Here is an 11,960-nt window from a genome sequence, read left to right as displayed (position 1 = left end):
ACAAGGTCTTGATATCCTAATATTGTCAATGAAGCGCATGAGTGCGCTGGGTGTTTAACCGTGAATTGATGAAGATGAATCACTGGAAGATTGGCAAGAGGGCTTTTTCACAAAGCAATTCATCACTTCATCGGTTTGTTGCTTGTATATACCTTAAAAGAATGGTTAAACTGTGTCTAAGACTGAATTTGCATTTTTTTATATCTTAAAGGTATGGATGCCTTATGGAACTAAGACATTTACGGTATTTTGTGGCTGTTGTTGAAGAGCAGAGCTTTACAAAAGCTGCGGAAAAACTATTTATTGCTCAACCACCTTTGAGTCGGCAGATTCAAAATTTGGAAAGTGAGCTTGGAATTCAACTGTTTGAGCGTGGAAGCCGTCCTTTACAGACAACCCCAGCCGGACATTTCTTTTATCAGCACGCCCTTAAACTTTTGTCGAATGCTGAAGAAATAAAAAGTATGACCAAACGTATTGGTCTGATTGAACGCAGTGTGACCATCGGTTTTGTCGGGTCTTTACTCTATGGTTTACTGCCTCGAATCATTTATTTATTTCGGCAACAACAACCTCATTTGAATATTCAATTGATGGAGTTAAGTACGACTGAGCAACTACAGGCATTAAAAGAAGGGCGTATTGATGTTGGATTTGGACGTCTAAGAATTAGTGATCCTGCTGTGAGACGTATTTTGCTACGTAAAGAACGCTTGGTGGTTGCTGCGCATACGAGTCATCCGATTGCTCAGCGTACCGAAGGGGTATATTTGGCCGATCTCATTGATGAAAAGATGTTTATGTATCCCACTTCGCCGAAACCTAATTTTTCGACCCAGCTTTTAAATATTTTTGCCGAGCATAGTTTGGTTCCAAAAAATATGCATGAAATACGGGAAATTCAGCTGGCTTTGGGCTTGGTAGCAGCGGGTGAAGGTTTGTGTATTATTCCTGCCAGTGCCGATACCATTCGTTTTCCTCATTTAAACTACATTCCGATTTTAGATAACGGCGCAGTCAGTCCGATTTTCATTACGGCACGCGCAATGGACCGAAGTGAAGACTTACAGCTTTTATTTGATTGTATTTATCAGGTTTATGATCTTGAAGGTATTCCATATAAACGTACCGTTTTCACGCTCGATCAGAATCCGATAGATGATTCAGACGGTATCGATTTTTAAATAAAGTGAGGGCATAGCCTCAAAAGCTGAAGCTATGCGTTGATGTGTTTTAGAAAGCCCAAATCAATTTTAGCCAGCTGGTATGGCCTTCGGGACGATATTCGACTTCGGTTTCTTTTAAAAATTTGGCTTCAATAGACCAGTTTTTATCGGCATATTGAATGCCTGGACCAATTGCAAAAGCTTGTCCTTTAAACCCAATGTCACTTCCGTTTACTTTGTCATCTGTAGTTTGTTTAAAAGCATAGCCTTCAACTGCAACTTTGAGTTTGGGGTTAATGCGATAACCTAAGCTATAGTCACCCGCAATGTATTGTCCAGACTTATAGTCGGTCGCGTCGTTAGGTGTATTCCAGCTATAAGACAGTTTAGTTGAAAGGTCTAAACCTGCTGCATTGGCATAACTATAGGCAAGAATAGGTCGAATGGTGTGATAGTTTTTGCCGAGATTAGCTTCAACTGGATGTGTCGTACTTGGAGTGTCGTATTCACCTGTTCCCAGTACCGTTTCGAGGGCTGCAATCCAGTGATGATTTCCTTGATGCCAGCCGAGCATGCCACCCAAAATCAAGTCTCCGAGACCTTGGTTTGAGTCAGCCATTCCATTTACTTTAAGCCGTAGATCGACCAAGGGCTGGGCTGCATAAAACCCGAGTTGTCCATCCAGAATTTTTTGATCGGTCATCCAGACCAACCGCGGAACCACAGCGTTGACATCAACATGGAACTGGTCGGGACCATTTTGAAAATCTGATGCGTGATAATTTTGATAATAACTGAGTAGATAGACACCAGCAGGTGGTAAGGCACCCGCCATCATACCTTCGGCACCTAATGCAAAAGAGTCTGAGCCATTTTCTGTCGCAAATGCAGAGGGAAGGTAAAGGGCGCTGATTGCACCACATATGATTGCAGCAATTTTGTTATTCATAGAATGTCCTATTCTGTATTGTTTGGCTTGTCACTAAAAAACGTTATTCCTTAACGGTCTTTAAAATTTGAGTCTGTTTAACCTGTAAATTTGGAATGCAGAACTCCTGTGAGCTTTGTATTTGCTTTCTAAATCACAAATACAAAGCTCATTTGAAAAAGTGGATTGTTGAATGGTTTGTCTTTAGATGTGCTTAAACAAAGCCGAACGCGATTGTCCAGCAGCACCATCGGCTGCACTTAAGAAACGTTCAGTATGAATGTCTCGTTCGAATAAGCGGCTTTGCATGAGTGTTGAAATTGCCGAGTCGATCATGATTGGTGGGCCGCACAAATACGCTTTGTGTCCACCACATCGATTTTCAAAGTAATCGGCAACAGCCTCATGCACGAATCCGGTAAATCCAGTCCATTGGTCTTCTGCTTTTGGTGCATTCAGGGCAGGGATATAGCGGAAGTTTGGATAGTCTTTTACGAGTTGTTCAAACAATTCTCGATTGTACAGCTCTGCCAAGTCTCGTGCTCCTTGGAAGAGGTAAATGGTGCGACTATCTCCAGATTCAAGCAAATCTAAAATCATCGATTGTGGACTTGAAAGACCTGAACCACCTGCAATGAAAATGGCATTTTGATCATCTGACTTGCGTACGAAAAATTGACCATAAGGGCCTGAAATATCGAGCTGATCACCTGTGGCAAGTTGTTCATGTACATAAGTCGTCGCTGCACCGCCTTCAACTTTACGAATATGCAACTCAACAATGCCCACTTCACTGGGTGAATTGGCAATTGAAAATGCACGAGTTCCTTCAATATCTGGAAATTGGACATTGATATATTGGCCAGCTTGGAATTCGATTGGGCGATCTAGTTGTAGTCGGATTCCTTTAATGGTTGGCGACAAGTCTTTTATATCAATGACGGTCGCTTGATAGTCTTGAACCAAATGACCTAAGAAATCTGGGTCTTCATCGACATCGGCTTCAATGACCATGTCGGACTGTGGTTTGCAGCAGCAGGCAAGCACCTTATTTTCATCACGTTCAATATCCATGAGTGCAAATGGCGAGGCTTCACCAACATCATAAAAACCGTCAGTGACTTGAACCTTACATGTCCCGCAAGTGCCATGACCACAGGCAAAGGGTAACCAAACGCCTTGGCGTAAAGCGGCATCTAAAATTGTTTGGTCTTCTTCTACTTCAATCGTTGTTCCGATCGGTTCAATGGTGACTTGATAACTCATGACACACCTCCGAATTAAACGTAGCTGTCGTTATAGCCATTTAATTCTGGCGTAACGAAACGAAGTAGTGACTTATGCCCAAAACCAAGCTCTGCCAAGCTTTGTGTACTCTCTGGGCTAATTGTTTGACCATCTAAGGTGTATTGCACTTTTGACCAATCAATTTTGGCAAAATCTGGATGTTGGGCAAAACCACCTGTAATTTGTTGCTCAATCAACTGTCCCAAAGTTTGTTGAGGTGAGGCAAGCATGGCATGTGCCGAGCAAAAAAGTGTGTGATGATCCCAACCCACATAAAGTAAGAATTGATCGCCATAATTTTTTTGCAGATCAAGCGGTTCAAATTGATAGTTGTTGTGTATCGCGCGAACAGTCATGTTCAATCTCCTTATTTCCTATCAGGCAGCTTGATGACTGCCTGAATAATTCCTTGTGCTTAAGCTGCGTTGCCTTTCCATTTTTTCCAGCGCTGTTGGTCTGGTGAACCTTCAATATCCAGATTGTCGGCGCCGACATTCATGCGGTAATAATCGCGGAGCATGGTTTCGAGGTCACCGCCACCACAGTTGCCTTGCAAAATTTGATTTACAGGTAACCATGCTTGTATATATTTCTCAGGCTCACGTTCGAAAATGTCATGACAGCCATCTGAACAGGTATGGTAGCGTTCGCCTTGGTAAATGCTATGGCGATAACTAAATTGAGTCGGATCATCACCCATTTCGGTAAAGGTCATAGGAATCTGACAAACCTGACAAAGCTGTGGTAAACCTGCGCTGTAGAAACGCTTACCTTCAGCTTCCATTTTGCGGGCCAGCTCCCATTTTGGACGGTAGTATTTATCGAAAGTGTCTGGATATTTAGCCGATAACCAATCCATTTCTTCGTCGGTTGGAATCCAAGTATGGAAACCAGCAGCATGACCAAAGTTATAGAAAATCCACCATGCCTGATGTGAGACATGCTCTTTTTCTTTTACAATGACATCGCTATATTTCGGCATACGAATGCCATAACGGCTTAAATCTTTAAATAGCGCACCACCTGCCTGTTCAAAATAAACCTCCCAAGCTTCTTTCCAAGACATCACTTTGTTTGGCAGCATGTAATCCATCATCATGCCCACAATTGAAAGCAAACGCGTTCCACGCCAGAACCATTTATCAATCCATTCCTGCACAATCGGCACGTTGTCTTCATGTTGTTCGAGCAAAAATTTTACGATTTCAAGACCAAGCGTCATGTGGCGCGCTTCATCTGACTGTGCACTAAAACCAAAGGTTACGGTTGCCATATCGCCGTTATAAGCTGCACCTGACATAAACGGCACAAACAGTAAGTTGGTAAGTACATATTCAAAAGCAAAACTAATCGCTAATAAAAATTCGAAAGGTCCGGCAGAACGGGCATCTTCAAAAAATGATTTAGGCACAGACAAATACCAAACGCGGTCATGCATATGTGCCCAGTCCTGAAAACCATCAAAGAACTTGTTGTAATGGCTCATGGCATGAATCTGGGTTTGTACATGACGCAGCTCATCAATCGACTGCATCTGAGAAGCAATACGTGCTCCAATACCACTAAACTGGCGGCCTACATGTGCATAGCCTTGATAGGCCTGGTATTCAAGTGGGGTCACCGCTGTTAAAAAGAGTTTGATCGCATTTAAGTAACGTTCATTGCTGACATTCATCTGACCATTGTTTTGAGCAAAGGCATCAAAAATGGCATACAGTTTTTTCTCTTTTTCTGCCTGATATTTCCAGTAAGCATCCATGGTTAAACGGAATGGATCTTCCCATTTAGACCAGTCCGTAATTTTGATGCCTTCAAATTCTTCATAAGGGAACGCGTCTTTACGGTCAGCATAGGAAAAGTCCCAGTCCAGATCACGGGTTAATGCGCGGTAACGATCTTTAGCATTTAACTTTTTGCTGGTTTCTTTGGTTTGAGTTGTCATGATTGATCATCCTTAAATTTTTGTTAAACAACGTCTATGTTGTGATTAATTCCAGTGAAGGCGGAAAGTATCGTCATCTTCTTCGACGTTGCCGCCTAGCGTAATCATGTTGAGTTGTAACGATTGAATGTCCCAATCTTGGCCTAGTTTTTCAGAAACGGTTTCGGCTTTAATGACCAAATCAGTTTCACTTTCAATTCGAATCATGGCGGGTAAATACTGAATTGAAGCTTCAGGGTTATCTTCTTCAATCGCTTCGAGGATGTAGCGTGAAGTATCGTTGTCTTGTAATGCGAGATAGACTTTAGACATGTTGCTTCTCCTTAAGCTTTTGCCAGTTCTGGTTGTAGACCGAGTTTTTTTGCGCGATCAATCACAACTTGTTCTGCTTGATCAATTGCCTCTGCTGTTAAGGCTGCTGTTGCCCAAGGTGTAAAAGCTGCTTTTACTTGAACTAAAGACTGGGTGAACCATTCATTTAATAGCTGTTTGTTATGATCGGATTCTGCTGCCGCAGTTTTAATGACGGTGTCTGACCACTTACGTAAATCACCTAAAGTGTCTTTCATAAACTCGGTCAGCATGGCTAAGTCGCGAGCATTTTGAGTGACTAACCACTGATCAAACTGTTGATAGACGAGCTCTGTCACAAAGCCGTCAATCACAAGGTTCTGTAATAAGAAAAGTTTGAAGTAGTCTTGCTCGGTGAGGCTTTCTTCACACAGACGGCGTAAGCCTTGCCATGCAGGATGTTGCATCCAAGCCTGTTTTGCCTGTTGTAATGAATCGTCGCTATTACCATCTAAAGCTAGACCAATGCGTGAGATGTACTGCGCAATTCCTAAATGATCCATCGCGGCATAAATACAAGCTTGGGTAAGCACGGTGCCGTAACCATAGGCACTGCCAGACATCATGTGTAAGTTTGCAGTTTGTTCAACGTGGCGAAATGGCAATAGGCACTCAATGACCTTAGCTTTGACTTCATCAGACAAGTGTTCTGCAAGCTGACGTTTTTCAAAAAAAGCAAAATTACTTTCGGCGGTGTCTTGTAAACGCGCACGGTGTTGAACATAAGTTCCATAATAGAATTGACGTGGATCTTTAAATGCATACCAGTCTTGCATTTGCAGGGCAGTATGGGTTTTATCATTTAAGGTCTTTTCAGGTTTCCACAAAGGACGATAGTGAAAGTTAGTTTCTGCCTGTACATCAAAACTTACTTCTTGATATCGAGTTGCTGGCTTACTACCAAATCGTCTTTCGATATAGGCGTAGTTCTGGCGGATAGGTTCGACATTTGATGTCTTGATTTCTAAAGTCATGGCTTTATCTCCTTATATTTTTTACATTTGATCATCGTGATCGTTGCTATTACGTTGCGTGCCGACTAAGGTTGCTTCAGTGCCATAGCGCCATTTTTCTTCCTGAGCATCATTAAAAGCTTGCTGTTCTTGGGTCATTTCAACCACTTGATTGGTCTTACAAAAATCATTAAATGCATGTTTAGGCAAAACCAGTTCCACAAATAGACTTGGGTCATGAATGGCAAAATCGAATTCGATAAACTCTGCATTTAAGTCGCCAGTGACCCGAATATATTTGGTTAATGCTTCGACTTGAGGTTGCGTCATGCTGTACTCCATCAAGACATGGTCTTGAAATTGATGAATGCTCCTTGCTCTCGCTATAAGCTTTACAAAAGCTATGCCAACTTTATTTTTATAATTAAAAACAATTGCTTAGTATTTTTATTGAAAGTGCAGCATTTTTAAAATTCACCATTTCATGAATTTTTTTGAATGGTGAAATAGAGATATTCATGATTTGATGAACAGGGTCGTAGAAATTTCTTTTTAGAATGTTTGAGGCTTTAAAAAGGAGAGATTTAGAAATACTTTTTTAGTATGAAGTTATGTCTTTAAGGTACTAGGACATTTATCTTGTTCTTCGATAAGATGAGATAAAACCCAAATGTGTTTAATGGATTAAAACAGATCACTCATGGCTCGAGTAAAATACGATACAACGGGACGATACGCAGATCATCCGCAAGAAATTCACGATTTGCTGTCTAAACTGCAGTTTGATACTGCCCACGGCCAAATCTGGTTTGATGAATATCGGATGCTGCTTTTACACACCAGCATTATGGGATATTTGCGTAAAGACTTAGCACACATGATTGGGCTTGAGCGGACTAAGCGTTTCTTTATTCGATTGGGGTATCAAGCTGGGTTGAAAGATGCAGAAGTTACTACAAAAATGCGCCCCGATTTAAATGAACACGATGCTTTTATGGCGGGTCCACAAATGCATGCGATTCGCGGAATGGTTCAAGTACAGGCCAACCAGCTCAATTTAAGCCACGACAAAAAACAGTTTTATGCTGATTTAAATTGGCTTAACTCTTTTGAAACCGATGTGCATTTAGAGCATTTTGGCCCAAGTGATGAACCTGCGTGCTGGATGCTTCTGGGTTATGCGTGCGGCTACAGTAGTTTTGCGACGGGCATGACCATTATTTATCAAGAAATAGAGTGTAAAGCTTGCGGCGATGAGCATTGCCGTATTATTGGTAAGCCTTTAGAAGAGTGGGAAAATGCAGATGAGCTGATTCAGTTCATGTCACCCGAACCCATGGAAAAAGAACTGATTGCATTGCAGGCTGAACTGTTTGAACTTAAAAAATCAATTTATAGCGATAGTGAAGCCGATTACCAATTATTTAGTTCAGTGGGTAAGTCAGCATCTTATAAACAGGTCTGTGCATTACTAACAAAAGCAGCAGGTTCGAAAGTTTCTATTTTGCTACAAGGCGAAACAGGCGTTGGTAAAGAAGCTTTTGCACGAGGAGTCCATGCAAATAGCCAAAGAAAAGACCAACCTTTTATTGCGGTAAATTGTGCAGCGATTCCACCAGAATTAATTGAGTCCGAATTATTTGGCGTAGAAAAGGGTGCCTATACAGGGGCACATCAATCTCGCTTGGGTAAGTTTGAACGAGCTAATGGCGGTACTATTTTTTTAGACGAAGTGATTGAGCTTTCTCCTCGTGCACAAGCAGCACTATTACGCATTTTGCAAGAAGGTGAATTTGAGCGAGTTGGAGACTCACAAACTCGTATTTTAGATGTCCGTGTAATTACAGCAACCAATGAAGACCTTGAACAAGCTGTGAAAACAGGACGATTTCGGGCAGATTTATATTATCGCTTAAATATTTTCCCAGTGCAGATTCCGCCTTTGCGAGAGCGCCGTGAAGATATTCCTTTACTGGTTGAACATTTTCTTCGTCGCTTTGAAAAAATGTACGGCAAAACCATTCAGGGCGTAAGTGAAAAGACCAAAGTTTTTATGCAGCAATATGAATGGCCGGGCAATATTCGAGAGTTGGAAAACTTATTAGAAAGGGCGGTTTTATTAACGGACGATCAGCAACTGATTAAGTTAAATGCCATTTTTCCACAGATCAAGCATGACCCAGAGCAGGCTGTAGCTGTTAAAACTGACTTTGAGCAATTATTACAGGCAGAGTTTAATTTAGAAGAACACGAAAAGCAGTTAATTTTAACGGCTTTAAAAAAGGCAAATCATAATGTGTCTGAAGCGGCACGTTTATTAGGGCTAACTCGGGCAGCACTGGATTATCGAATTAAAAAATTTCAGCTTTGAGTCAATATCAATAAGCTCAAAAATAAAGGCCTAACTTTAAATGTTAGGCCTTATTCATTATTGCACTTGAGCTGGAAAACCATCTTCTTCAAGCGCTTCGGTAATTTTATCGACGCTTTCACTGCTTTCAACAGTCACGATTTTGGTCGTTAAATCTACATCTACTTTTGCATTTGGGTCGATATCTTGAATCGTCGCAGTCACACCACGTGCACAGCCGCCACAAGTCATATTTTCAATAAGTAGTTTCATGTTCATACTCCATCAAGAATGAGATGTTTGTTTGGATAACACTGAGTCTAAACCTTGTCATGATTGTAAGGTCAAGACCAAATTTTTAAAAAAATATGCTTGACCTTCCCATGATGGGAATCTGTATGCTCAATACAGAATATTAAATTTTGCAAATTTGCAGAGGTGTTTGATGGACTCAAAAAACACAAAATTGCCAGCATATAGTGAAACACTTCCAATCGAAGGCATGACCTGTGCCTCGTGTGTAGGTCGTGTCGAAAAAGCACTTAAGAAAGTTGAAAATGTAGAGATTGCTAACGTTAATTTGGCAACAGAAAAAGCCGTTGTTTATTCAAATCAACCGATTCAGCGCGAAGCACTAGTTAAAGCAGTTGAACGAGCAGGTTATGATGTTCCAAAAGCTGCGCCAGTGGAGTTGTCTATTGAGGGCATGACCTGTGCATCTTGTGTTGCACGTGTTGAAAAAGCCCTTAAAAAAGTAGACGGCGTTCAAGAAGCCACAGTCAACTTAGCAACAGAGCAGGCTTGGGTACAAGCAGATGCATCAGTTAATGTTGAAGACTTAATTCGCGCTGTTAAAAAAGCAGGTTACGACGCGAAAGCATCTGAAAAAAATCAAGATGAGCAACTCGATAAAAAAGCGTCAGAGTTAGATCAGCTTAAAAAAGATTTGATCATTTCGGTTGTGTTGGCTTTACCTGTGTTTATTCTGGAAATGGGCTCACATCTCATTCCAGCTTTTCACATGTGGGTCATGCATACGATTGGTCAATACAATAGCTGGCTTTTACAATTTGTTTTGACCACATTAGTTCTCGTTTTCCCTGGCCGCCGTTTTTACCAAAAAGGGATTCCGGCTTTATGGCGTTTAGCGCCAGATATGAACTCGCTGGTTGCTGTTGGTACCTTGGCTGCCTACAGTTTCTCAGTCGTGGCAACTTTTATGCCGCAGGTTTTACCCCAAGGCACGGTCAATGTTTACTTTGAAGCGGCTGCCGTTATTGTCAGTTTAATTTTGCTTGGGCGATATTTTGAAGCCAAAGCCAAAGGAAGAACCTCGCAAGCCATTCAACATTTGGTTGGAATGCAGCCCAAAACAGCTCGTATTCAGCGTGACGGTCAAGTGGTGGAAGTTGCTGTTGCCGAAGTGGTCAGTGGAACTATTGTAGAAATTCGCCCGGGTGAACGTGTGCCAGTCGATGGTGAAGTGGTTGACGGACACAGCTACATTGATGAATCTATGATTACGGGTGAGCCAGTCCCTGTTGAAAAGAGAATAGGACAGCAGGTGGTTGGAGGCACGGTTAATCAGAACGGTAATCTAAACATTCGGGCAACCGCAGTGGGTAGCTCATCTGTACTTTCACAAATTATTCGCATGGTTGAACAAGCCCAAGGTTCTAAACTTCCGATTCAGGGTTTGGTCGATAAAATTACTATGTGGTTTGTACCTGTAGTGATGTTAATTGCTGCAATTACTTTCTTGGTTTGGTTTATTTGGGGGCCAGAGCCTGCGCTGACTTTTGGTTTGGTGAATGCTGTTGCGGTACTGATTATTGCGTGTCCTTGTGCGATGGGGCTTGCAACACCAACTTCTATTATGGTCGGTACTGGACGTGGTGCTGAGTTAGGTGTCTTGTTCCGTAAAGGTGAAGCTTTGCAGCTTTTGCAAGAAGCACAGGTCGTTGCAGTTGATAAAACCGGAACACTCACCGAAGGTAAACCTACACTGACAGACTTTAATGTGCAATCAGGTTTTGAACGTGAACAAGTGCTAACTTTAGTTGCTTCAGTCGAAGCCAAGTCTGAACACCCAATTGCCCTCGCGATTGTTCAAGCAGCAGAAAGCGAAGGCTTAAACTTATTACCCGTAACAGCATTTAACTCGATTACTGGTTCAGGTATTGAGGCTGAAGTATCAGGTCAAAAAGTACAAATTGGCGCAGACCGTTATATGCACCAACTTGGTTTAGATACCAACTCATTCCAAGCGATTGCTGCTCAATTAGGTGAAGAAGGCAAAACACCACTATATGTCGCTATTGATCAGAAACTAGCTGCAATCATTGCTGTGGCAGACCCCATTAAAGAGACAACCTATGCTGCGATTGAGGCCTTGCATCAATTAGGTCTCAAGGTTGCCATGATTACAGGAGACAACCGTCATACGGCGCAAGCGATTGCTAAAAAGCTGAATATTGATGAAGTTGTGGCAGAGGTTTTACCTGAAGGCAAAGTGGACACAGTTCGCCAACTGCAACAACAATATGGTCGTTTGGCCTTTGTCGGTGATGGCATTAACGATGCACCAGCCTTGGCGCAAGCAGATGTCGGTTTAGCCATTGGTACAGGAACAGATGTTGCTATTGAAGCTGCCGATGTTGTGTTGATGTCAGGTAGTTTAAAAGGCGTACCGAATGCAATTGCTCTAAGTAAAGCAACCATGCGAAACATACGTCAAAACCTGTTCTGGGCATTTGTATATAACGTTGCTTTAATTCCAATTGCAGCAGGTGCGCTTTATCCAGCATTTGGTGTGTTACTTTCACCTATGTTTGCAGCAGGTGCGATGGCACTTTCTTCGGTTTTTGTTTTAGGCAATGCATTACGCTTAAAAGGTTTTCATGCGCCCGTACAGTAAGGGTGCTGAAAATTAACTTTTGGTTTAAGATCATGACAGCAGGTCTTAAACCAAATTTAATATTTG

Annotated in this window: 11 protein-coding genes and 1 pseudogene; 4 read left to right on the top strand and 8 right to left on the bottom strand. The window is 41.9% G+C overall.

Going from position 1 to position 11,960, the window contains the following annotated elements; all coding sequences use genetic code 11:
• The first annotated feature begins 50 nt into the window (after window positions 1-50).
• Together AOLE_RS20005 and AOLE_RS13340 are read left to right on the top strand one after the other, a co-directional pair.
• Window positions 51-180 (top strand): annotated as a pseudogene (locus tag AOLE_RS20005) (hypothetical protein).
• 44 nt (window positions 181-224) lie between these two features.
• Window positions 225-1,184, top strand: a complete 960-nt coding sequence (locus AOLE_RS13340; protein ID WP_004702719.1) for a LysR family transcriptional regulator — start codon at window positions 225-227, stop codon at window positions 1,182-1,184.
• Between the two features lie 49 nt (window positions 1,185-1,233).
• Here AOLE_RS13340 and AOLE_RS13335 read toward each other — a convergent pair whose 3' ends face one another.
• The 7 genes from AOLE_RS13335 to AOLE_RS13305 form a co-directional block, all read right to left on the bottom strand.
• Entirely contained in the window at window positions 1,234-2,115 is an 882-nt protein-coding gene (locus AOLE_RS13335; RefSeq protein ID WP_013198465.1) for a SphA family protein, read from the bottom strand.
• 183 nt (window positions 2,116-2,298) lie between these two features.
• The gene (locus tag AOLE_RS13330; protein ID WP_013198464.1) at window positions 2,299-3,360 is read right to left on the bottom strand and encodes an NADH:ubiquinone reductase (Na(+)-transporting) subunit F; all 1,062 of its coding nucleotides are present in this window, start codon (window positions 3,358-3,360) and stop codon (window positions 2,299-2,301) included.
• Between the two features lie 14 nt (window positions 3,361-3,374).
• A complete protein-coding gene (locus tag AOLE_RS13325; protein ID WP_013198463.1) occupies window positions 3,375-3,737 on the bottom strand; it encodes a phenol hydroxylase subunit P4 in 363 nt (120 codons plus the stop codon).
• Between the two features lie 59 nt (window positions 3,738-3,796).
• The gene (locus AOLE_RS13320; protein ID WP_000211828.1) at window positions 3,797-5,323 is read right to left on the bottom strand and encodes an aromatic/alkene/methane monooxygenase hydroxylase/oxygenase subunit alpha; all 1,527 of its coding nucleotides are present in this window, start codon (window positions 5,321-5,323) and stop codon (window positions 3,797-3,799) included.
• Between the two features lie 45 nt (window positions 5,324-5,368).
• Window positions 5,369-5,635, bottom strand: a complete 267-nt coding sequence (locus AOLE_RS13315; protein WP_000049450.1) for an MmoB/DmpM family protein — start codon at window positions 5,633-5,635, stop codon at window positions 5,369-5,371.
• 11 nt (window positions 5,636-5,646) lie between these two features.
• Window positions 5,647-6,648 (bottom strand): aromatic/alkene monooxygenase hydroxylase subunit beta, encoded by a 1,002-nt coding sequence (locus tag AOLE_RS13310; RefSeq protein ID WP_013198462.1) that lies wholly within the window; start codon window positions 6,646-6,648, stop codon window positions 5,647-5,649.
• Window positions 6,649-6,669: 21 nt separating this feature from the next.
• Window positions 6,670-6,957 carry a phenol hydroxylase subunit gene (locus AOLE_RS13305; protein ID WP_000193471.1) on the bottom strand — a complete coding sequence of 96 codons (288 nt, stop codon included), beginning with the start codon at window positions 6,955-6,957 and terminating at the stop codon, window positions 6,670-6,672.
• Between the two features lie 370 nt (window positions 6,958-7,327).
• Here AOLE_RS13305 and mobR point away from each other — a divergent pair, with 370 nt between their 5' ends.
• Window positions 7,328-8,998 (top strand): phenol degradation transcriptional regulator MobR, encoded by a 1,671-nt coding sequence (gene mobR / locus AOLE_RS13300; protein WP_013198461.1) that lies wholly within the window; start codon window positions 7,328-7,330, stop codon window positions 8,996-8,998.
• A 57-nt stretch (window positions 8,999-9,055) separates the two neighbouring features.
• Here the strand turns inward: mobR and AOLE_RS13295 are convergent, their stop codons facing one another.
• Window positions 9,056-9,256 (bottom strand): heavy-metal-associated domain-containing protein, encoded by a 201-nt coding sequence (locus AOLE_RS13295; protein WP_075382609.1) that lies wholly within the window; start codon window positions 9,254-9,256, stop codon window positions 9,056-9,058.
• Between the two features lie 166 nt (window positions 9,257-9,422).
• On the opposite strand from AOLE_RS13295, the gene AOLE_RS13290 reads away from it, so the two are divergent.
• On the top strand, window positions 9,423-11,894 hold the full coding sequence (locus AOLE_RS13290; RefSeq protein WP_013198459.1) for a heavy metal translocating P-type ATPase: 2,472 nt from the start codon (window positions 9,423-9,425) through the stop codon (window positions 11,892-11,894).
• Window positions 11,895-11,960: the final 66 nt, after the last annotated feature.

The sequence above is a fragment of the Acinetobacter oleivorans DR1 genome (genome assembly GCF_000196795.1).
In the GTDB taxonomy this organism is placed as follows: Bacteria; Pseudomonadota; Gammaproteobacteria; order Pseudomonadales; family Moraxellaceae; genus Acinetobacter; species Acinetobacter oleivorans.
This window is presented reverse-complemented; position numbering and strand designations above follow the sequence as displayed.

Excerpts from the sequence above, each read along its gene's own strand:
- AOLE_RS13340 (WP_004702719.1), top strand. The coding sequence starts at position 225 with ATGGAACTAAGACATTTACGGTATTTTGTGGCTGTTGTTGAAGAGCAG.
- AOLE_RS13335 (WP_013198465.1), bottom strand. The coding sequence starts at position 2,115 with ATGAATAACAAAATTGCTGCAATCATATGTGGTGCAATCAGCGCCCTT.
- AOLE_RS13330 (WP_013198464.1), bottom strand. The coding sequence starts at position 3,360 with ATGAGTTATCAAGTCACCATTGAACCGATCGGAACAACGATTGAAGTA.
- AOLE_RS13325 (WP_013198463.1), bottom strand. The coding sequence starts at position 3,737 with ATGACTGTTCGCGCGATACACAACAACTATCAATTTGAACCGCTTGAT.
- AOLE_RS13320 (WP_000211828.1), bottom strand. The coding sequence starts at position 5,323 with ATGACAACTCAAACCAAAGAAACCAGCAAAAAGTTAAATGCTAAAGAT.
- AOLE_RS13315 (WP_000049450.1), bottom strand. The coding sequence starts at position 5,635 with ATGTCTAAAGTCTATCTCGCATTACAAGACAACGATACTTCACGCTAC.
- AOLE_RS13310 (WP_013198462.1), bottom strand. The coding sequence starts at position 6,648 with ATGACTTTAGAAATCAAGACATCAAATGTCGAACCTATCCGCCAGAAC.
- AOLE_RS13305 (WP_000193471.1), bottom strand. The coding sequence starts at position 6,957 with ATGACGCAACCTCAAGTCGAAGCATTAACCAAATATATTCGGGTCACT.
- mobR (WP_013198461.1), top strand. The coding sequence starts at position 7,328 with ATGGCTCGAGTAAAATACGATACAACGGGACGATACGCAGATCATCCG.
- AOLE_RS13295 (WP_075382609.1), bottom strand. The coding sequence starts at position 9,256 with ATGAACATGAAACTACTTATTGAAAATATGACTTGTGGCGGCTGTGCA.
- AOLE_RS13290 (WP_013198459.1), top strand. The coding sequence starts at position 9,423 with ATGGACTCAAAAAACACAAAATTGCCAGCATATAGTGAAACACTTCCA.